Annotated in this window: 17 protein-coding genes; 3 read left to right on the top strand and 14 right to left on the bottom strand. The window is 38.4% G+C overall.

Going from position 1 to position 21,811, the window contains the following annotated elements:
* Positions 1-105: 105 nt before the first annotated feature.
* The 9 genes from AC1M9P_RS06020 to AC1M9P_RS05980 form a co-directional block, all read right to left on the bottom strand.
* Positions 106-351 (bottom strand): hypothetical protein, encoded by a 246-nt coding sequence (locus AC1M9P_RS06020; protein WP_481587008.1) that lies wholly within the window; start codon positions 349-351, stop codon positions 106-108.
* Between the two features lie 220 nt (positions 352-571).
* Complete coding sequence (locus AC1M9P_RS06015) at positions 572-838, bottom strand: hypothetical protein (RefSeq protein WP_481587007.1); 267 nt, start codon at positions 836-838, stop codon at positions 572-574.
* The gene (locus AC1M9P_RS06010) at positions 831-2,948 is read right to left on the bottom strand and encodes a hypothetical protein (protein ID WP_481587006.1); all 2,118 of its coding nucleotides are present in this window, start codon (positions 2,946-2,948) and stop codon (positions 831-833) included. The genes AC1M9P_RS06015 and AC1M9P_RS06010 overlap by 8 nt, the downstream gene beginning before the upstream one ends.
* 121 nt (positions 2,949-3,069) lie before the next feature.
* Positions 3,070-5,709, bottom strand: coding sequence for a bifunctional aconitate hydratase 2/2-methylisocitrate dehydratase (locus tag AC1M9P_RS06005; protein ID WP_481587005.1), 2,640 nt, complete (start codon positions 5,707-5,709; stop codon positions 3,070-3,072).
* A 290-nt stretch (positions 5,710-5,999) separates the two neighbouring features.
* Positions 6,000-6,269 carry a hypothetical protein gene (locus AC1M9P_RS06000; protein ID WP_035267100.1) on the bottom strand — a complete coding sequence of 90 codons (270 nt, stop codon included), beginning with the start codon at positions 6,267-6,269 and terminating at the stop codon, positions 6,000-6,002.
* 142 nt (positions 6,270-6,411) lie between these two features.
* Positions 6,412-6,789 carry a hypothetical protein gene (locus AC1M9P_RS05995; protein ID WP_035267099.1) on the bottom strand — a complete coding sequence of 126 codons (378 nt, stop codon included), beginning with the start codon at positions 6,787-6,789 and terminating at the stop codon, positions 6,412-6,414.
* A gap of 73 nt (positions 6,790-6,862) precedes the next feature.
* Complete coding sequence (locus tag AC1M9P_RS05990) at positions 6,863-7,297, bottom strand: I78 family peptidase inhibitor (RefSeq protein WP_481587004.1); 435 nt, start codon at positions 7,295-7,297, stop codon at positions 6,863-6,865.
* A gap of 118 nt (positions 7,298-7,415) precedes the next feature.
* Positions 7,416-11,927: a translocation/assembly module TamB domain-containing protein gene (locus AC1M9P_RS05985; protein ID WP_481587003.1), complete on the bottom strand. Its 4,512-nt coding sequence runs from the start codon at positions 11,925-11,927 to the stop codon at positions 7,416-7,418.
* A gap of 43 nt (positions 11,928-11,970) precedes the next feature.
* Entirely contained in the window at positions 11,971-14,727 is a 2,757-nt protein-coding gene (locus AC1M9P_RS05980; RefSeq protein ID WP_481587002.1) for an autotransporter assembly complex protein TamA, read from the bottom strand.
* A gap of 176 nt (positions 14,728-14,903) precedes the next feature.
* Here AC1M9P_RS05980 and AC1M9P_RS05975 point away from each other — a divergent pair, with 176 nt between their 5' ends.
* Both AC1M9P_RS05975 and coq7 read left to right on the top strand, forming a co-directional pair.
* Positions 14,904-16,223, top strand: a complete 1,320-nt coding sequence (locus AC1M9P_RS05975; protein ID WP_481587001.1) for an MFS transporter — start codon at positions 14,904-14,906, stop codon at positions 16,221-16,223.
* 4 nt (positions 16,224-16,227) lie between these two features.
* Positions 16,228-16,863 (top strand): 2-polyprenyl-3-methyl-6-methoxy-1,4-benzoquinone monooxygenase, encoded by a 636-nt coding sequence (coq7, locus tag AC1M9P_RS05970; RefSeq protein ID WP_481587000.1) that lies wholly within the window; start codon positions 16,228-16,230, stop codon positions 16,861-16,863.
* A 29-nt stretch (positions 16,864-16,892) separates the two neighbouring features.
* Here the strand turns inward: coq7 and AC1M9P_RS05965 are convergent, their stop codons facing one another.
* The 5 genes from AC1M9P_RS05965 to AC1M9P_RS05945 form a co-directional block, all read right to left on the bottom strand.
* Positions 16,893-17,441, bottom strand: a complete 549-nt coding sequence (locus tag AC1M9P_RS05965; protein ID WP_481586999.1) for a DUF2799 domain-containing protein — start codon at positions 17,439-17,441, stop codon at positions 16,893-16,895.
* Between the two features lie 146 nt (positions 17,442-17,587).
* Complete coding sequence (locus AC1M9P_RS05960; protein ID WP_481586998.1) at positions 17,588-18,043, bottom strand: 2-amino-4-hydroxy-6-hydroxymethyldihydropteridine diphosphokinase; 456 nt, start codon at positions 18,041-18,043, stop codon at positions 17,588-17,590.
* Positions 18,000-18,380, bottom strand: coding sequence for a dihydroneopterin aldolase (gene folB, locus AC1M9P_RS05955; protein ID WP_180027650.1), 381 nt, complete (start codon positions 18,378-18,380; stop codon positions 18,000-18,002). Before folB ends, AC1M9P_RS05960 begins: the two co-directional genes overlap by 44 nt.
* 119 nt (positions 18,381-18,499) lie before the next feature.
* The gene (locus AC1M9P_RS05950) at positions 18,500-19,798 is read right to left on the bottom strand and encodes an ABC1 kinase family protein (protein ID WP_481586997.1); all 1,299 of its coding nucleotides are present in this window, start codon (positions 19,796-19,798) and stop codon (positions 18,500-18,502) included.
* 39 nt (positions 19,799-19,837) lie between these two features.
* Complete coding sequence (locus tag AC1M9P_RS05945; RefSeq protein WP_481586996.1) at positions 19,838-20,617, bottom strand: HesA/MoeB/ThiF family protein; 780 nt, start codon at positions 20,615-20,617, stop codon at positions 19,838-19,840.
* A 240-nt stretch (positions 20,618-20,857) separates the two neighbouring features.
* On the opposite strand from AC1M9P_RS05945, the gene AC1M9P_RS05940 reads away from it, so the two are divergent.
* The gene (locus tag AC1M9P_RS05940) at positions 20,858-21,784 is read left to right on the top strand and encodes an N-acetylmuramoyl-L-alanine amidase (protein ID WP_481586995.1); all 927 of its coding nucleotides are present in this window, start codon (positions 20,858-20,860) and stop codon (positions 21,782-21,784) included.
* Positions 21,785-21,811: the final 27 nt, after the last annotated feature.

Genomic DNA, 21,811 nt, shown 5'->3' with positions numbered 1-21,811 from the left:
TTAATTTTAATCAATTTTCACAAAGAATTTTGCTTTATTCAGCTACTGAAATGTAATTTTTCAATGATTTATAGGCAGTACATTTATTTGTACTGCCCTGTTGGTTTATTGCGCCTGTTTTCTTCTTTGTTCTCGAATTGATTCGCGAACTCGATCTGGCTCGACTACACCTAGGTGGTGCTGATTGTAATAGCGCTGTTTATCGTATTCAGACATGTTTACTGTTTCATCTTTATATTTCTGATAACATGCATCTTCTTCTGAATCATAATTTTTAATCTCCACGCTTGAACATGCAATGAGCGATAGACTGATTAAACTTAAGGTAAGTAGCGTTTTCATTATATTCATGCTGTGTTCATTTTTTGCTTATTCTATTTATTTCACATTTTTAGATTGTTGCTGTCTGTTTTATTTATGGTTACGTGCTTGTAAGATTTTCGCAGTAGTCAATTTGAATTTATATTCGATTCAGCATGACGAATCTGTGTGAATGTGTTTTAATGCAGGCAGTATGAGATGAGCCTTATATGAGTATCACGAGAGTGGTACGACTAGCCCCGTTAATTTTTTAATTACGGGGCTTTTTCATGGGCTTTCTTTTTCGGTAGATGACGGTTTCTCCATATTTTAGAAACACCCACTCTTTGGCTTGTTGATCAGTGATATCTTCAAACACGTAGTAGTCATGATCCCATGCTTCTTGATGGAAAATGACCTTCTTCGTATAAGTTTCATTCTGCCCATTGGTCATACAATTAAAGCTGTCGCCTTGGTCTTTGACTTGGATTCCGTTAAGGAAGCCACCGATACAGAGGAAACGGGGCTGTTTAAACATTCAATTTACTCAGCATACTATTCATATAATTATCATAATTCCCAAGTTGATTTTTCCAAAATCTATCATTCTCAATATCATCAATAAACTGTACAACATCAACAGGATTTGCTTCTTTCTCTAGATCAAATGAATCATCTATGAAGGAGTTCATAAAATCAGCCTTTCCATTTAAAGATATAATTATTTCATCCATAGATATTTTTAAATGATTTTCAAAATATTGGTGATCAAATTCTAATGTTGTATCTATAATCCAAGAATGAATTTTTACATCATCTAAATTTTCAAAATATTGCTTCAAAAATTCATTTCTAATGTAGGTCACTTTTTTAGATAGTTGATAAGCTGCTTTATTTAACGTGAAGTTTCGATATTCATAGATTTCTTGAATACTACTTTTAATATAAGTTGATTTTACTTCTGCAACAATGACAAAATTTTCATATATTGCGATTAGATCAATTTCGCCAACTTCTCTATCTAGAGGTTGATATTGGCAAATTACCTTAAATCCAACATTCTTAAATTTCTCAGCTAAGTTTAATTCAATCTTATCTGTTTCATTTTTAAGCTCCAAACGATTTTTATGTAGCTTGCGCACATAATTAATCATCATCGAATTTACATTTTGAAATGCAGTTAGCCATGGAAATTGAAAAACAAAATCATCAATTTTGTAAAATGGTTTTTGTTGAAATGTGGAATAATCATCTTCACTGTACAAGTCACAAGTCCAAAAACTCAAGATTTGTTCCATTTTCTTTTTTTTGACAGAATTTGAACTACCTTTTACCCAAGATGACATTCTTTTAATCTTGTCTTCTTGCCTAGCAAATTTGAAAGGCATTCTATTTTCACCGATCATAAAACCATGCATAGTGAGTCGCATTAAGGCTTGCAAATTACTTTGAGAACGAGGTAAAAAACTTATAAATTTTTCAATATGATCTTTTAAATAATGGGCTTGCGATAAAGTCATGGTAATCATGGTTTCATACGCATCAAGTTTTTGATTGTTAATACTGAAGTCTACAATCCCATAGACCTGTTCTAATTGTTCTTGGATACCAAATGCTTTTGATAAAGCAATTGCATTAGCTTCTAAATTCTCACCAGTATTTATAATGCTATACACAACATCTGAGTTTAAAAGTTTTTTAGTACCTATACTTAGCCAATAACTTAATAATAAAGAGTGTTTTTTAAACCAAACATCTTTATCTTTTTTTGCATTTGTATAAATTAGTTCACAATTTTTGAGTTTATAATTTACATCTTCGTCAAAACAAAATGACTCAAGTACATTTCTTTGGTAGTTAATAATCTCAACTTTTATTGCCACAAGTTTTTTATATAATTCATATTGCTGTAGAAGCTGTGGTGTCATCCCGTCTTCAATCAAGAAAGGCATAAGTTTATTTTTTAATGCTAATGCAATTGACTCTTCAGATAATTTTTTAGTATTTTTCTTTGATGTTTTAACAATTTCATCAAAAGCTTTCCACACTGTTTGTGCCGAATTATTTTCATTTCTATCAAATTGATAAGGCAAATAATCAAAGTAATCTTGATTTGGAATCAAATACTCATAAGCATATAAACTGCCAAAAGCCATAGCTGTAATTTGACCGATATTCAGCCTATTCTTAATATCATCATAAATTTCTAATCGATGCGTATATTGTGATTGTAAATACTCTACAGTCTGAAAAAAACTAGTAAGGGTTTCATTTTTAAATTCTTGTTCAATTTCCCTTAGTAGACACCATGAATAATGAGCAGAATGAAGTATTATCCCTGAATAACGTACTCCCAAAATAAAACTTTGAACATCAAGTTTTAAATAATTTACACAAATATTTTTATCAATCGAATTTAAACGAATATATTGACTTAATGCGAGAATATAATTTTGACTTTTTATATCATCAACAGTGAGTAATTTAATAAAACTTGATTGCCAGAACATATCAAATTTATTTTTAAAAACTCCATGTTTGGGTTGTGAACTTTTATACAAAAGTTCTTGTACAATTTTTTCTTTTGCTAGTTCTAGACCAAAATTCAAAAACAAAGCATCGAATTTATTTTCATAATAATTTTGCATAAAAATAAGGGCTGATAAATCAGCCCTTATCTTATATTGCCTAACGCTTAATTTTCAAGCAAATCATAGATTTACTCTTGCGCTAGGGAAAAGCCTTTCGGCTTTTCTTTATCCTAGCTCATTAAGACAATTGAGCAGCAGCAATTTTCTTCGTATCAACGTCTTTAGCAGCGTCTGTATAGTCGTTCATTTGATCGAAGTTCAAGTACTTGTAGATATCCGCAGACATGCTGTCGATTTGAGCAGCATACTGTTGGTATTCTTCAGGAGTTGGCAACTTACCAAGTACCGCAGCAACAGATGCAAGCTCAGCAGAAGCCAAGTAAACGTTCGCACCTTGACCTAAACGGTTCGGGAAGTTACGCGTAGAAGTAGATACAACAGTTGTATTTGGAGCTACACGTGCTTGGTTACCCATACATAATGAACAACCTGGCATTTCTGTACGCGCGCCAGCTTTACCATAAGTATTGTAGAAACCTTCTTCCATTAATTGGCGTTCGTCCATACGAGTTGGAGGAGCTAACCAAAGACGAGTAGATAAAGAACCACCAGGTACTTTGTCTAAAAGTTTACCAGCTGCACGGAAGTGACCGATGTTTGTCATACAAGAACCGATGAATACTTCATCAATTTTGTCGCCTTGAACGTCAGAAAGAAGTTTTGCATCATCTGGATCGTTCGGGCAGCAAAGGATAGGTTCTTTGATGTCAGCAAGGTCGATTTCATACACTTTCGTGTATTCAGCATCAGCATCAGCTTTAAGAAGTGATGGGTTCGCTAACCATTTTTCCATGTTCTCAACACGGCGCGCCATAGTACGAGCATCGCCATAACCTTCAGAGATCATCCACTTCAACATCGTGATGTTTGAACGAAGGTATTCAGCAACTTTCTCTTCAGAAAGTGTGATCGCACAACCAGCAGCAGAACGTTCAGCAGAAGCATCAGAAAGTTCGAACGCTTGCTCAACAGTTAAGTCAGTTTCCATTTCTGATAAGTCGATCTCTAAGATACGACCAGAGAAGATGTTTTTCTTACCTTTTTTCTCTACAGTTAAGTCACCTTCTTTAATTGCGTAGTAAGGAATCGCATGTACTAGGTCACGTAAAGTGATACCAGGTTGCATTTTACCTTTGAACTTCACAAGAACTGATTCAGGCATATCAAGTGGCATAACACCAGTTGCTGCAGCGAACGCTACAAGACCAGAACCCGCTGGGAAAGAAATACCGATTGGGAAACGTGTATGTGAGTCACCACCAGTACCAACTGTATCTGGAAGAAGCATACGGTTTAACCAAGAGTGGATAATACCGTCACCTGGACGTAAAGAAACACCACCACGGTTCATGATGAAATCAGGAAGCGTGTGTTGCATTTGAACGTCAACTGGTTTTGGATACGCAGCAGTATGACAGAAAGATTGCATTACGAGGTCAGCAGAGAAACCTAAGCAAGCTAAGTCTTTCAATTCGTCACGCGTCATTGGACCTGTTGTATCTTGAGAACCAACAGTTGTCATCTTAGGTTCGCAGTAAGTACCTGGAAGTACACCTTGACCTTCTGGAAGACCACAAGCACGACCAACCATCTTCTGAGCAAGCGTGAAGCCTTTGCCAGTTGCAGCTGGTTGAACTGGAGTACGGAACAAGTCAGAAGCAGGAAGACCCAATTCTTCACGTGCTTTAGTAGTTAAGCCACGACCAATGATCAAGTTAATACGACCACCCGCACGTACTTCGTCTAGAAGTACTGGAGTTTTTAACTCAGCTTCAGCAATTTGAGCGCCATCTTTGAACGCTGTAACTTTTGCAGTCGCTTTGTCAATCTTCAACGTGATTTCGTCGCCCATGTTCATGTTTGCAACGTCGATTTCAACTGGTAACGCACCAGCGTCTTCCATAGTGTTGAAGAAAATCGGAGCAATCTTAGAACCTAAGCAGTAACCGCCTTCTTTCTTGTTTGGAATGTGAGCGATTTCGTCACCGAAGAACCAAAGCACAGAGTTTGTAGCAGATTTACGAGATGAACCTGTACCAACAACGTCACCCACGTAAGCTACAGTATTGCCTTTCGCGATTAAGTCTTTGATTTGGCTTAATGGACCAACTTCACCTGGAACTTCTGGTTTAATACCATCACGTTCGTTTTTCAACATTGCGTTAGCGTGTAACGGAATGTCTGGGCGGCTCCAAGCGTCTTGAGCTGGAGACAAGTCATCTGTATTTGTTTCGCCAGTAACTTTGAAAACTGTAAGTTTGATTTCTTCTGGAACGTCTTTACGGCTAGTGAACCATTCAGCGTCAGCCCAAGATTGAAGAACAGCTTTCGCGTTTTCGTTACCTGCTTTTGCTTTATCAGCAACGTCATGGAACGCATCGAAAACAAGAAGTGTTTTCTTAAGCGCTTCAGCAGCTAAAGCACCAAGCGCTGCGTCTTCTAATAATTCTACTAAAGGAGCAACGTTGTAACCACCAAGCATAGTACCTAGTAAGTAAACCGCACGCTCTTTAGAAACTAATGGAGAAGTCGCTTCACCTTTCGCCAAAGCAGCCAAGAAAGCAGCTTTTACGTAAGCAGCTTGGTCAACACCTGCTGGAACACGGTTTTCAAGCAAATCAACTAAGAATGCTTCTTCGCCAGCTGGTGGATTTTTTAATAATTCAACTAATGCAGCTGTTTGAGCGTCATCAAGTGGCTTCGGTGGGACTCCGAGTGCGGCACGTTCTTCAACGTGTTGGCGGTAAGCTTCTAGCACGGTGTTATTCCTCTTCTTTAAAAAATTACTTGCAATATCCTGCTTATAAAGCCTGCAAATAATATGGACTGCTAAATTTTACTAAAATTCCGGTTAAAAGTTAATGCAAGAAGAGTGTTTCTTTGTGATGACCATTATTTTCTTACTAAATGATCTCTCTTCTGATTACTCATTGCTCAATATGTTGTTTTATCGAACAATTCTGACATTAACATGAAGCTTTTACGGATCTTAAATAAATAAAAGGCAACAAGATGTTGCCTTTTAAATCCTTTTTTGACTATTCAACCTTAGTGGACAGTTGTGCGATCTAAATATTGTTGCAGACTTTCTCGTGTTCCTTCAAATCTGACCAGAATTTCATCATCATGTAGCATGCGGTGTTCGGCACAAGCAAAACTAATGTGTACCTGATAAATTTTGGCATGTTCATTGATCATATTTTTAAGATAGACTCGATCCCCTAGACTTAGGACGTAATGGCTGCCATTAATTACAGCAACACCATTGGCATCTTCAAGCAGAAGATCGGCATTATTCAGGTATGCGACCACTTCCATTGTTCCGCTCCTTTTGTTTTATTTATCTTATTTTTATATAAGCTTTTCTATTTTAATGCTAATTAAAATTTGTAATTAATTTCAACAAAAAAAGGGAAACTTACGCTTCCCTCTTTTTTATGATCAATCTTTTTGTAGCGCCTTAAAACTGTTTGTAGTCAGGCAGATTATCTTTATCGTAAGGAGTGGCTAAACACTCATCCGTTGCTTCTTTTTTGAATTTAGCCATTAATGCATCACGATCCACTTCTAATTGATTCGCAGGATAAGCATAGACCTTCTCAATTTGAGCATCTACAAATTTCTTCGTCGTCGGATCGGTCAGTTTAGAAGCATGTTCGACCGCTGCAGTTTTCTCGATACCATTTTGACGGTCTAGCAAAATAGAGCGTGCAGCATTACCAATACTGGTACAGTAACCATGCCAGACTTCTTCAGGGGTTAGTGGCTTTTTTTCTTCACAAGCACTGAGCAAAACGGCTGAACCAAGTACAGCACCCAGAATCACGAATTTGTTCATACATCTCTCCTGTTGCGGCTATGATAATCGAGTTAAACCGAATAGGAAATCGTGTAATGACATTTCTCGTTCATTAGCCACAGCTTGAGCGAATAATTTTATTCTGATCATCCACGGTTACTGTAATACGATCATTTCGATAATCCATAGTAACCAGATCATTTGGTCCGACACGGCGAATAATTTTGGCTTTGGTTTTATTCAAAATCTGTTGATCATCAAGATTATGCATACCGACTAATTTTTTCGCTTCTTCAGGTTTGCAAATATTTTGATGATGTCTAAATAGTTCCCATTCTTCTACCACAACACCATCTGGCAACTGGCAATAACCCACTTGACCATTTACCTCATTACGTATTTCTAATTTTCCACCTTGTTGAACACAAAATTTGCTTGCAGGATTAGCCATTCCAATTTTTGGAGTAAGTTGCTCAGTTTGATTGGTTTGACAGCCCGCCATGAGTGTTGCCGCTATCATCGCCATGAATATTGCAATTGTTTTCATTTTTTAATTCGTTCTTGTCCGATAAATTTTAAGTCTAGCATTTTAACAATAGGGCTTAAATTTAATTTCGGTTTATACATTGAATTAAAAAGGGCTTCGATTGAAGCCCTTTTACCTTTTAGAATCGCCAATTGTAGAAAATATCAATGGCTTTTTCTAAAGACTGACTTGCTTCCAGATAGAGTCTTTGGTTCATCTGATATCGTAGCGTTAATTTATTGACTGGCGTAAAGACACCAACACCATAACGGATATATAAATCAGGGGTCAGATAACCTGTCACACTCACTTGAGTGTCATCGCCTGTTCCTTGCGCATCAAGAGCAAGACCACTTAACCCAAATGTCTGTCCAATTTGATTGGTCAAAGCACGTGTACCACCAAGCCCTAAGCTAATCCCCGCTGCAGCAATGGTATTGTTCACATCTGACTTAAAGCCTTCTGCTTGACTCAAGCTACTTGAACCTTCATTGATTCGACCTGTAATCAAGGCATTCATTGCTTCTTGTTCAGATAATCCCGCATCATTAAATACTTGGATATTTGGACTACTTGCGGTTCCAGTAACACGCACCCCAACTGTACTGCCTGAAATAAGTTTACTTGCTTCAACCTCAAGGGTTGGGTTGGACAATGCGCCATTGAAACGTGCAATTGCACGACTTAATTCTAAAGACTGCCCATAAGCTTCAATGGTAACGCGTTTACTTACACCAATCGCACCATTGGCACGCATGGCAGTTTCTATTCCTCGTTGCGTTAAGTAAATTCGCCCAAGCAATGGAATACGACTATTAAAGCCTTGGAAAATCACTTGGTTTCCTAAATTTAATTCTAAGTCAGCGCGGATATCCCATGGCTTTGCAGCCTTAAGTACCGCGAGTTGATTATCACCTTCACGTACCACTCGAACATCGGCGGATAAAGGCACTACGGACGCGCTCGATTCTGGCATTGAAATCAGCGCACGCGGAACTTCAACTTTACCATTCAAAGTTAACTGCTTACTGACAGGACGTGCATCTAAATCCATTTCAGTGTTCACAACAGCTGTGATTAATGGTGCTTGGCGAATAAATAAATTATCACCTTTGAGTTTTAAACGAATTCTAGGATCATTTTTCCAATCGATATCACCCGTTAACTTACCCACGCCTCGACCACTATTGAAAGCGCCATCGATCGTCGCTTGGTTTTGACGAATAGATGAATACAGCTGAATATTCGTGAGATTAACAGGTAACGAAATCATGCTGATGGAACCATTTTTAAGGCGCATTTCGCCGTTAAATAACGGTTGAGTCAATGTCCCACTGATTTTACCCGCAAGGGATAAATTACCATCGATTTTACGCACATCCGAAATGAATGGTTTTAAAATTTTCAGTTGTACTTGACTCAGAGCAACTTCACCACGCATTGGTTTCGAATCAACAAATGGATTCACCACAACATTTGCATATCCAGTCCCAATATTCGGAGCTTTCAAATCAGCACGAAGTAATAATCCTTCACGAATACTTCGTGCAATAAGACTTACTTCATCGTAGTTCATCGTGGTGCTGATATCATCTGGATCGGCAGCTGCTAGACCGACAACACCATTACGCGTAACAAGTTTGGCATCGATTTTTGGTTGAATGCCTTGCCCCCAAGACGCTTTAGCATAACCATCCAATTTACCCGTAATTGCGAAACCTTCAGGCATAAATGCGGCAAAGTCACCAAGATCTAAATTCCGACTCACAAATGAGGCGCTACCTTTGGTCTTACTCACACGTAAGGGCTGATCAAAGCAAAGTTGGCTTTGATTACTGGTCCAGCAATGAGCACCCACAAATAATTCTGTTTTCGCAGTATTATAAATCACAGGTGCAGGTTGGGCCTGTTTCAAATGCGCGCGTGCAGAGTCAAAGTCACCTTTTTGAATTTGACCTAACCAATCATTCGCAGGATTAAATCCACCTGCCAGTTGTACATAAAATTTAGACAGCTTGTTCGCGGCTTGGACTTTCAATAAATGTGCTTTTCGCGTGCCAGCAATCGAGACTTCAGCGTTTTGAATCTCACGATTGCCACTTCTTAAACTGTCCATTCTTGCAGTTAATGCAGTAGGCACTGTATCCGAAGTTGGTAATTCCCCTTGGATGTTGAGTGATTTGATACTGACAAGATCATTGAAACCAAAGTTATTCACCTTCACATTCGCAGTTGCTGACAATCTCGGTTGAGACTGCACATTAACAAAACCTTGCGCACGACCACGTAAACCAGGATAAAGCTCAAATAATGCAGGCGCGTCAATCTTAACGCGAAGATTCTGAGCATTCCCTTCGGCTTGAATCTGATTCTGCGCATACACCAAATACAAATTATTGGCTTCAAACTGTTGTGGTAGGAAACCTATCTGATTCGAATTAAGAATAACAGCAAGATTACCTTTTGCTCTAAGCGGTTTTTTATTGATCATGCCAGCGAGATTGAGTCGATCAATATTAATTTTTTTCAAACGATCTGACCAAACACCATCCGTTTTGACATTGCCTGAAATTTCACCTTTAACACTTGAGACAAAATAATGAGGCTTAAAGCGTATTAAAGAAGCATTAATGTCCCATCCGATTCCATTGGCTAAATTGACTAAACCGTTGGCATTAATCTGACCCGCAGCACCCTGATGTTTAAATTCGGAAATATTGATGCGCTGAGGTGTGCCTGCTACACGTATTTTAAGCTGACCATCCCCTTGTGGCAGTTGGCTTGCATGCAATGCACCATCATAATTTACTGCGAAGCCTTTAAAACCACCACCCGACTTTTCATCATGTAAAAGAATGGCTGCTGTACTTGAGCCAGTCAGCTTAATTGTCTCCGGTGGATTTTGATTGGCAAGTTGACCTGAAAGATTGATCTGATTTAACTGAATAATTTGCTGGTTAGGGCGAGCAAAGCCACTGGCTTGAATTTGTCCATTTAATAAATTTACAGGAGCAGCAGCACTGATGGTTTGCGGATTAAAATCTTTTGCATTAAGCACTGCATTCCACTTCAACTGTCTTTGATCAGATGGTAATTCAACCTTGGCATTTGCTTGTAAAGATCCTTTTCCATCTGCTTGATAGATAAATGAAGGAACATGAAGATCATTCCCTTTAAGGTCTAATTGGGCATTGTATTTGCCAGCAGGTAAAGTTCCTTTTTCATTTGCACCAACTACGGTTGCCACATGAATATTTTGTTGACCTTCAACTAAAGCAAGTTTTACATCCCCAGATTCACTACTTAACCAACCAATGTACGGAACAGCACGATCAATATTTTTCCAAGCGACATCTAGCAACATCGGATTCGGCTTATTATTTTTTTGTTCAGCTTGATTAAGATTTAAATTCCATGTTTCATATTGGTCGAAATCAATAAGTGCTGTGAGAGCTAATCCCTTCTCTAACGAACCAGCTGAGGCGATTTTGGCATCCAAACGTTCTGGCAGAAAATCTTGCACCACTTGTGGAATCACTTTATCTTTTGGATTGATTTTATCTAAGCGACCTTGCACATCCCAAGTGACTTTATCCTTCCATCCTACGACACCCGCAAGATTTAGCGCCCCGTTCATCAATTGACCATTCAGGTTTGAAATATTCAATTGATTGACGAGATCTGTATGCGCCAGCGCAGTATATTGCCCTTGAGGAATATTTTTACCAGAAATATCGGTATTAATATCCAAATTCAAACGTTGGATATCTCCAGAAAACTTAGCAACTCCTTGTTTAGATAAAAGCTCCTGCTCTAGCATTAAAGGCCAGTGATAATCTTTAAAGTTTAAAGCACCTTGCATCGGTACATTCTTTCGAACTGGATGTACCACTGCCCAACCTGTTAATAAATCAGGGGTACGCGTGGCAATGCCCGCTTGAATGGTATCTAAAGAGCCTTTTGCATGGAGATAAATATCCTCAACGTTGATCGACTTTAAAGATGGGAGTCTTACAACTGCTTGCGCATCTAACGGATATTTACCTTTAAAATCCATCTGACCTGTTGCTTTTTTTACAGACAAATAACCCATATCAAACTGCGAATCTTCAAACTTAAGCTCAGTACCTGACCATAGTGCTTCGTTTAGGATAATGTCATTAAATTGCACTTTAGAACTTGAAGTTTGGATCACCAATTGATCGATATCGGCATGATCAACACGTAAAACAAAAGGGAGTTTAATTTCACTAAACTTAAATGGCTCATCACTTGGCGGTGACTTGTTAATGACACGCAAATTTCGGACATCGGCACGATTCAAATGAATTTCTTTATCTAATATGGCACGCCAACCCAAAGTGACATCAGCTCTATCAATTTTCACATCAACTGATTTCAGCGTCACCAATACATTTTTTAGAATGATGCCTTGAAGTAAATTTCCACCTTCATATTCATACTGAATAATCTGTTGAGTGGACAAAGCACGGTCAAGTAAGAATTTACTGCCTTTGTCTGTTGAAAACATTACGGCAAGCGAAGCCACAAAAAAGATCAGAATAAATAAAATGATCAGCAATACACGGCGTAATAAACTTCGCTGTGGCGTCACGTTTTGCTCAGGTTGCTGCTCGATGTCTTCAGCCATACTTATTCCAAAAAATGATTGAGTACTTTTATTATCTTAAATATTAAAGTTGCGGCCCGATAAAGAAATGTAGACGAATAGGTTTACCAGGATCAGATATCCCCGATGCCACATCTAGACGAATTGGACCAATTGGAGAGTTCCAGCGGATTCCTGCTCCTATGCTATATTCAGTATCATTGGTAAATTTTTCATCATAAGCATTACCAAAATCACTAAATAACGCGGCGCGCCAACCTTCTTTAAATTGGTAATTGTACTCTAAAGTCCCAATCGCACGCGCTTGACCTCCGACTTTATATCCAAATTCCACAGGGGACAAACTCTTATAGTCAAAGCCTCGTAGACTTTGGTCACCACCTTCAAAGAATCTCAAGTTATAGGGCACTTTTTGAAAATCTTCTGTGATGATATAACCGAGGTTTGCCCCACCAATGAATTGATGATCATTGTTACTGCCTAGTGAATATAAAAATTTCCAGTTCGCATTCACAATCGCCATATCAGCATCGGATAGCAGGCTTTCACTCCCCAATTGGATTTTGTAGTTTTGTTTAAATCCTTTTGTCGGATTTAATCGATTATCACTGGTGACTTTAGTGGCTTCATAACCAAGTAATAAAGATTGCTGCTCATCATTACCCGTTGCAACGACAAACTCTGGGATTTCATCCCAATTGGTATCTGGGTCAAGTGTCTCAGGAATATCACCTTCAATCGTCATACGATCTAGACGATAACGCACACCAAAAATATGCTGCCAATCACGACGCGCACCTTTAATAATTCTGTCAGCTCCGGCAACGGCGGATTCCACAATGAGATTTAATCCATTCCCAATTTCATCACGATCTTCACGCTCGTAACCACCAACTAGACTGACATAATCATTTAATGGGTGTTTATATGGAATATTATAGCGACCATCAATCGATTGTCTGACTTGTGACAACTCTAAGTTTGCATCAAACGAATGACCTCGTTCATTCACAATAGAACGGCGGTACTGACTTCGTAAGCGCACACCTGTATCAGTACCATAACCAATACCCGCTTCAACACTATTTAATTTATCCGCATTCAATGTCACGATGACAGGGATTTTTTTCTCTTCACGTGCTAAGGCTTGTAAACGCTCGGTTTCTTCCTGCTTGGCTTGCGCTTGATTATCAGCATCATTACGCTCTTGCAAAGTACGACGTTCATTTCCACCCGCAAATTGAGTTTCATCTGCCACATTCTGCGTGACTTCTTCTGATGAACTTGCCTGTTGTTCAGCCTTTTCTTGACCTGTTAATAAACTTCGATCAATTTTTTGCTCATCCACTAAAGCCTGCAAATCAGGTGCGAGTTCAAGCGGCTTAATAATTGGATCAGGTTTAACAGCGTCAACAAGGCTATAGTTAAAATAACGTGAATTGGTTAAGTTGTTGGCTAATACATTTACACGCCATGCGGTAAAGTCTGCACCTTCTTGCCAAGGAGCTAATGTTCTTAAAATATCTTCACGAATCGGTAATTTTTTTGATGGATCACTCATTCTAAACTGCACATCATCCAGCTTATAACGTTCACCTGTTTCCATCTTCAAATTTATATCGGCTTGATTTTGAGGGCGGGCCAACATGACATCGTGCATTCGCCAATAATAATCAAAGAAACCGTTGTTATTCGCCGCTTCAATGATTCGAGCTTTTGTCGCTTCGTATTTACCATGATCGAAAATATCACCCACCTCCAAATCAGGAAGCACTCGAATCACTTGCAATTGAGCAAGATTCTGCCCAGGCCCAGTAAATTCAATATTTTGTTCTCGTACCACTACTGGATTATGAGGTGTGACATTGACACGTACTCGGTTATCACTGACTTTTTCAAACTTAAATTCAGCATCGTAATAACCTACGGCTTGTGCAGCTTGGACAGTCATATTACGGAGTTGCGGGACGGCAGCATTGAAATCTGAAAATGACTCAACTGTGAATGAAGATAACTTTGCTTTGATATTGTCCGCGAGTGCTTTAGGTGCGCCCGTAACATCTGCGGTAATACGTGGCACAGCAGCGGGCTGATTAAGACGTGGAGGACGTATTTTGTAGAAAATGCGTTTAAACACATTTACTTTTTCTGGTTCTTTATTTTCAGGTTCTTGGGTTTGAACGGATAATGAACGTCCTTCCACATTTTCAGACACCTCAATCTGACGATCAGACTGAATGTTTTGCATCAACTGATCAATGTTGACTGGCGCTTTTGTTAACTCAGCCTCTGAAATGTCATTCGCAGGTAGATCTTGTACTTGAATGGCTGGAGTCGTCAGACCCGATCTGAAATTTTGCGCTTCCTGCTTGGCTTCTTCAGCGACTGATAAAATTTCATTGGCAAGTCGAGGGTCCACACTTTCCTCAGGTAGCAACTCCAAATCATCAAATTCTATCGGCTTGAATTGCTCTTGTGGACTCAATTGCTCTTGCTGCTGAAGCATTTCATAACTATTAAAATCATCTTGCCCACTCAGCTGATCTATTTTTTGATCAATACTTTCAATTTTCTCTTTTGACAATCCCTGTTGTTGCGCAACGTTTTCTATTTTTTGTTTATTATTTTCGATGGCTTGTACGGATGTCGCAGGCTCAAGCTCCTGACTTGAAACCACTGCGTCGGCTGCAAATAACACAGGTGAAGAAAGCGCACCTAAAAAAACACTTGCATAGAACCATTTATTGATATCATTTGATATCCATGTGTGCTGCACACATTGGGAAAGTAATGATTTTTTAAATTGTGTTTTCGATGGCATACTGCGCTCTGAATACTTTATATTTTAAATAGAAAATACGGATTTTTCACTCAAGCTAACTGAATCAAATTTCTAGTATTTTCAAAATTTTTAGGATGAAAATATGATACATGATTTTCCGATATTGTTACTAAATCATCACATTTCTTAATAATTTTTAAAAAAGCTGAATTGTCATGCAAAAACAAGAGCATCTACTGAGTTCGCGCCGTTTTTTACCTATGTTTTTGACTCAATTTTTTGGAGCCTTAAACGATAATGTCTTTAAACAATCCTTATTGCTTGTCATTACCTATGGTTGGATTCAACAACAGACCGCAAGCGTAAGCACACTCAATAATCTAGCTGCACTTCTCTTTATTCTACCTTACTTCATTTTTTCAGCGACTGCAGGACAAATTGCAGACAAATACGAACGCTCTTTCTTGATTCGTAATATCAAATTGCTTGAAATCTTGATTATGCTGATCGGTACTGCTGGATTTTTACTCGGCAATTTATGGCTATTGTTATTTGCATTGTTCCTCATGGGTACACACAGTACCTTCTTCGGACCGATTAAATACGCCATTCTCCCTGAAATATTAAAACCAAATGAATTGATGTCGGGTAATGCTTTATTTCAGTCAGGTACTTCCATTGCAATATTGATGGGGATGATCTTGGGTGGTGTAGTGATTTCAAACTCTGAAGGTAACTTAGTTTGGATCAGCCTGACGGTCGTGACCATCGCGATACTTGGTTATAGTTGTAGTCGCTTCATTCTCAAACAAAAAGTCCGTGAAAATCATATCAATGTCGATTGGAATTTCTTTCGAACAAGTTTCCAAACCATACGTTATGCAAAAAGCTTACCCCTCATCTTTACCATTTTATTGGGTAATTCTTGGTATTGGTTTTATGGCGCGACTTATTTAACCCAAATTCCTCAAATGACTCAGCAAAATCTTCATGCCAATGAAAATGTGGTTAGTCTCCTCCTTACCTTTTTTTCTGTGGGTATTGGTGTAGGTTCATTATTATGCCGAAAAATTGGTGGCTCAGAGGTCAATATTAAAATGGTGCCTATTGGTGCAGTAGGCTTAACCGTTTTCGCCTTCTATTTAGCAGCAAGTTTAGCCTTTGTTCCTGAAAGGACTGGCGATTTTATTGGCATATCAGACATGTTTAATTCTGGTATGATTTATTACCATGTGATGATTGCAGTTACTTTATTGGGGATCAGTGGTGGTTTTTATATTGTTCCGCTGTATGCCATGATGCAAGCCTATTCACCGTGTTCACATCGTGCTCGCGTAGTGGCTGCTAATAACATTATGAATGCAGTATTCATGGTGTCTTCTGCTATATTCTCCATTATTATTTTAAGTATCTTAAGTATTGATATTAAGATTCTATTCAGTATTACAGCAATATTGAGTGCTCTGTACACGATTTGGTTATTAACACGCTTAAAACCAATGTTAAAAAATGCTCAAATTGATTTAGAGGATTAAGGTTATGCGTCACTACACAGGTCTAGATAAATTTATCCATTCATTTGATCAAGCACTGCGTAGTTTGGTTCCAGGCACCACCACCTCACAACGTGAAAATCCAGCAAGTCAAGCAGAGACTCATCTCGCAGTGAGTGAAGCAAGGCATGTTGCTGGACTCATGCGTGTTAATCACAGTGGTGAAGTCTGTGCTCAAGCGCTTTATCACGGTCAAGCATTGACAGCTAAGTTGCCTAATGTTCGTCGTGAAATGGAGCATGCCGCGATTGAAGAACAAGATCATTTAGCATGGTGTGAAGATCGTTTAAAAGAGTTAGATAGTCATACAAGTCTACTTAATCCTGTATGGTATGGTCTTTCTTTTGGTATGGGTGCGATTGCAGGTATTGCTGGTGACAAATACAGTTTAGGCTTCGTTGCAGAAACCGAACGCCAAGTGAGTCTGCATCTGCAACACCATCTTGACCAACTCCCACCGCATGATGAACGCTCTCGTCAAATTTTGACACAGATGAATCAGGATGAACTTCAGCATCGAGATACTGCACTAAATGCAGGTGGTGTGGAATTACCAACTGCGGTCAAAATCGCAATGACGGGTATATCCAAACTCATGACCAAAACAAGTTATTATATTTAAAAAAAAACGCGGCTCATGGGCCGCATTTTTTATAGATGATGGAATCGTCTAAACTTATTTAATTCACGTTCAGCATGATTAAAATTCAAATCTAACCGCAATTTATCCTGCTTTAAGGACTTTATTTTCTTAAGATACTCTTCCCGCTTTTCTTTGGTGATTTTGTCATCCAGCAAGTAGTCTCGATATGTTTCAATTTCTTTATCTTTTGCATCTTTGTCTTTCTTAGAACGATAGTACTGATCGGCCACATTATAAAAGGGTGCTAATTGAGCATGTAACTCCGATGGGCAAACCCTATAGCCACCTCCTCCCTCCAAAGCTCGATCAAAAATAACTTCGGGTTGACAATATGAACGAAGCCCAAGTTGGTAACCTTGTTCATATAACTTGTGATCAGGTTCAATATTCACTTTTGAACAGGCTTTTTGATGTTTAACAATGCGATTCGAATAACCACTGCTTCCATCTTTTTCACCTATTTCAGACCATTGAGCAGTTCGACACTCTTGAGGGGAAAGCGTTGCACAACCTGAGAGCAACGCCAAAATTGCGCTTAACACAATAATTTTATACATCTTCTTGATACGGAGCTTATTTATTTTGAAGTGGCGTATTATAAAAATTAGCCCATTTAAAAGAAGCCAATTATTGTTACATCACAGCCTATTTGCGTATCAAAGACATATTTGATCAATGCTACCGATGGACTATTCGGCGTAACTCATCTTATTTTAGAAAATGAACCATCTAGTGACACTTGAGGAAAATGATGCGCTTCATGCTCAAATAATGGATTTTCCCAAATATCAAACATTGGAATTTTAACATCTAGGGCTAATGGCATTTTTTTTGGATTAAATTGCATATTTTGGAGCGTATTTCCCCATGCAATGAGATCTACATCCAAAGAAATATCATGTGACGGACGGACTCGACCAGAAGCTTTTTCGAGCGCTTTTAAAAGATTGGTAATTTCATTGACTTGCTGCTTTGATTCTAATAAACATGCAGCATTCCAATAATCTTGTCCAACACCATCTCGACAAGGTATGACATAGATGGGAGAACGCGTAATACAACCTAATGACGCAATTTGTTTTAATGCATTCACCAGATGATTGTGCGGTTGGCTATTACTCGCCAATGCTAGCGCGTAAATCATTACGGTGTCTTTCAAGACGAATTCCTACTGAATTGGCTTGTGGAATAATAGCAGGCTTACGCACAGTAATTTGAATAGACTCAATTGCTGGATATTGGTCAAACAAAGCTTTGAGGACAATTTTTGCAGCAAATTCAATTAATTCAGGTTGAGCTTTTTGAATCGTCTGAGTCGCGATTTCACAAATTTCAGCATAATTTAAAGTATCAGCGAGAAGATCTGAATTTGATGCCTGCTCTAAATCAGTCGCAATATGAAGATCAAGCAATAATGGTTGAATGATTTGCCGTTCCCAGTCAAAACATCCGATGACTGTTTCAACTTTCAATCCTTCAATTAATATGGAATCCATCTTCAATCATGACCTTTTCGTAAACTATCAAACAGTGATAGCACGCTTGACGGGAGGCGATAAAAGCAAATCCTCTTCTATTGAGGATTTGCTGTGATATTTTAACACTTGTTTAAGATTTAATGTTTCAACAAAAGATTAGGATCGATTGTTTGTACCATTTGTAAGCGCTGATCTGCATAAATATCAGTGTACGGCGCAAGAATTCTCATAAAACGATCAAAATAAAGCATTTGTTTAAACAGCAATGCGAAATCCCGTGGAAAACGGATGCCATGACGCTCACCTACAGCCACCATATCCATCATGATGTCATTTAAGTCGGCTGGATTAGATGACAGAATTTGCTGAGGATCAGCGGTGAGTACACCACTGAATAATCGCTCTAAATCGTTTGCCAAAACTGTTGTATCAATTTGCGTATTGGTCATGCCCATTTTCAGCATATTTTCTGCCATCAATGGATAATTGGTATTTTGCAATGCATCCATGAAAGCAATACATGCCGTCCATACTTCAGGCTTTAATTGTCCCACAATACCAAAATCAATGAATCCAATGCGACCATCATCCAAAAGCATGAGGTTGCCTGCATGTAAATCTGCATGGAAACTTTCACACATCATCAAACTACCAAACCATGTGTTCATGGCAGTAATCAGAACTTGTGATGGGTCTTTGGAAACTTGACGAACCACATCGAAATCCGTCAACGGCACGCCATACAGACGCTGCATTGTCAGGACACGGCGTGTTGAATATTGATGATATACCTTTGGTGCAGTCGCTTTGGTATTTTGAGTAATGTGCAGATAATTAACAAAATCATCAATATTTTTTGCTTCTTCAATAAAATCAACTTCACGAACCATACGTGTTTTGATTTCTTCAACAATATCCGCAAGTGAAGCAAATTTTACTTTAGGAACTGCCTTCTCTAGAATCTTGGTCGCCCAATGTAGGACATTTAAATCCGTATAAAGGATAGTTTCAACACCAGGTTTTTGGACTTTGATCACGACATCTTCGCCGCTCACCAATTTAGCAGCATGCACTTGTGCGATCGAAGCAGAAGCTAATGGCGTTTCATCAATAGATGCGAAAATTTCACCTAAATCGCGACCGTCAAACTCAGCATTCAAAACACTTTCAATATAGCTAAATGGGAGTTTAGGTGTCTGATCTAAACACCCTTGAAATTCCTCAACATATTCACGTGGAAATAATGAAGGCGTACTGGCAATAAACTGTCCCAACTTAATATACGTTGAACCAAGTGACTCGAAAGTTTCGCGCATTAATTTCGCATTACTCGGTTTTTCTGTCGCGTATTTAATCCCTGCTCGCGCAGCAATGACCGCAGTTTCACCTACACGGGCCACTGAGCGTAAACCATCTAACCAAATATTATTTTTCATAATGTCGATATTAAATTTCGATATGTTGAGTGTAGCAAATTAAATTGTCTTTGCGGATTGACTGATGTGACAGATTTGACATTCTTTATCCTTGTCAAAATTCAAAATTCGCTGTTGCATGTTCCTTCCATTCCATAGAAGGATCTTCTGTTTTAATGGTGTTAAATTTAACCCCAGATATAATAGCGCATGATGTGCTTGCATACTTGCCATCAGGTTAGGAGTTGTTGCTAAAACTCCTGAATCTGCACACCTTAAACTCTCATCTGCATGATCTTCTTTAGGAAAAAGACATTCATAACATGCTGATTCACCATCCACCATAAATAACTGCCCCTGCAAACCAATCGCAGATGCACTAATGAGTGGAACATTCGCATCCTTACACATTTGATTGACCAAATAACGGGTTTCAAAATTGTCACAACCATCTAACACAAGATCTTGCTGTGTAATCAGTGCGGCAGCATTATTAAAATCAAATTTAGTATTGATGTATTCAATCTTAATATAAGGATTAATTTGAGAAATTTTCTTGGCTAACACTTCAGCTTTGTAAAAACCCACATCATGATGATCAAAGGCAATTTGTCGCTGTAAATTACTAATTTCTACAGTATCAGCATCGATGAGTGTCAATTTACCTACGCCTGCTCTCGCCAATAACTCTGCAGTCAAACACCCTATTCCACCACAACCAATAATGAGCACATTGGACAGCTTTAATCTTTCTTGTGCATCAATATCCCAATCCTCTAGTAATATTTGTCTTGCGTACAACTGTAGCTCAACATCACTCAGTTCAATGCTATCACTCACCTAAACACCCTGATTACATGCTTGTATAAGCCTATGATACCGAATAAACAAGCAGTCTATTCATACAATTCTGAAGATAATTTTTACCCTAGAAGATCTGTACCTTATTGTTACAATTCGAATAATTTTGTTTAATTTTTCTTATTTTATTTTTTACTATTAATAAACATAATCTCAATAATTGCTTCACTAGCAATTGATTTAAAAAAAATCTAACTCCAATAAATGACAGTCATACTTATGAATAAAAAAATTTTAGCACTCGCTGCATTATTAGTTTCGAGTTTATTCCTGACGGCATGTAAAGATGAAAAGATCACCAACATTACATACGTCAATCAAGGTTCGGATACCCAACCAGAATATATAGAAAGCACGCTTTATGATCTGGACGAAGAGAATACTTCACCCAATCAAGACAATCGGCAAATGTTCTTGATTCTGCACTACACAGCAGTATCTAAAGACGAAACATTGGCTTTGTTTAAAGATCCTAATTTCCCTGCCAGTAGTCACTATTTTGTACCCGCATTATCAACCAATGGTAAATTTACTGTGTACCGTCTTGTGCCTGATGATAAAAGAGCTTGGCATGCTGGCGCGAGTTCTTGGCAGACCAACAGTAGTTTGAATGCCTCGAGTATCGGAATTGAAATTGAAAATCTCGGTTTCCCTGCAGATGATGAACAACTCCCTTTAATGCAACGTCGATGGTATCCATTTTCATCAAAACAACAAATCGAAGTCCTTGCGGATATTATTTTAAAAATTACTAAAAAATACGAGATCAGACCCGACCGAATTTTGGGACACAGTGATATTTCTCCAGGTCGTAAATTTGATCCAGGTCCACTATTTCCTTGGAAACGTTTACATGAAGACTATAACATTGGTGCTTGGTACGATAACGACACTGTAAATTATTATCGTACCTATCATCCTTGGAAGAATGATATTGCTTCGTTACAAAGCAAATTGGTATTATACGGTTATAACGTTCCTGTCACTGGTCAATATGATCAAGTCACTCAAAATGTTGTATCTGCATTCCAAATGCATTTTTATCCTGAGAAATATGATGGTTTCGCGGATATTGAAACTGTAGCCCGCCTTGATGCATTACTTGAGAAGTATCGTAATGTAGCTCGTCCGGCGATTACACCATAAAGCACCTGAGATCAGTTTAGTCGTCTA

The organism is Acinetobacter sp. 25-47-122 (assembly GCF_056779695.1).
This window is presented reverse-complemented; position numbering and strand designations above follow the sequence as displayed.

What these genes read in the sequence shown, in the direction of transcription:
- folB (WP_180027650.1), bottom strand. Translation starts at nt 18,380, where the DNA reads ATGGATTCCATATTAATTGAAGGATTGAAAGTTGAAACAGTCATCGGA.
- AC1M9P_RS05940 (WP_481586995.1), top strand. Translation starts at nt 20,858, where the DNA reads ATGAATAAAAAAATTTTAGCACTCGCTGCATTATTAGTTTCGAGTTTA.
- AC1M9P_RS05965 (WP_481586999.1), bottom strand. Translation starts at nt 17,441, where the DNA reads ATGTATAAAATTATTGTGTTAAGCGCAATTTTGGCGTTGCTCTCAGGT.
- AC1M9P_RS06020 (WP_481587008.1), bottom strand. Translation starts at nt 351, where the DNA reads ATGAATATAATGAAAACGCTACTTACCTTAAGTTTAATCAGTCTATCG.
- AC1M9P_RS06010 (WP_481587006.1), bottom strand. Translation starts at nt 2,948, where the DNA reads ATGCAAAATTATTATGAAAATAAATTCGATGCTTTGTTTTTGAATTTT.
- coq7 (WP_481587000.1), top strand. Translation starts at nt 16,228, where the DNA reads ATGCGTCACTACACAGGTCTAGATAAATTTATCCATTCATTTGATCAA.
- AC1M9P_RS05985 (WP_481587003.1), bottom strand. Translation starts at nt 11,927, where the DNA reads ATGGCTGAAGACATCGAGCAGCAACCTGAGCAAAACGTGACGCCACAG.
- AC1M9P_RS05975 (WP_481587001.1), top strand. Translation starts at nt 14,904, where the DNA reads ATGCAAAAACAAGAGCATCTACTGAGTTCGCGCCGTTTTTTACCTATG.
- AC1M9P_RS06015 (WP_481587007.1), bottom strand. Translation starts at nt 838, where the DNA reads ATGTTTAAACAGCCCCGTTTCCTCTGTATCGGTGGCTTCCTTAACGGA.
- AC1M9P_RS05990 (WP_481587004.1), bottom strand. Translation starts at nt 7,297, where the DNA reads ATGAAAACAATTGCAATATTCATGGCGATGATAGCGGCAACACTCATG.
- AC1M9P_RS05980 (WP_481587002.1), bottom strand. Translation starts at nt 14,727, where the DNA reads ATGCCATCGAAAACACAATTTAAAAAATCATTACTTTCCCAATGTGTG.
- AC1M9P_RS05995 (WP_035267099.1), bottom strand. Translation starts at nt 6,789, where the DNA reads ATGAACAAATTCGTGATTCTGGGTGCTGTACTTGGTTCAGCCGTTTTG.
- AC1M9P_RS05950 (WP_481586997.1), bottom strand. Translation starts at nt 19,798, where the DNA reads ATGAAAAATAATATTTGGTTAGATGGTTTACGCTCAGTGGCCCGTGTA.
- AC1M9P_RS06000 (WP_035267100.1), bottom strand. Translation starts at nt 6,269, where the DNA reads ATGGAAGTGGTCGCATACCTGAATAATGCCGATCTTCTGCTTGAAGAT.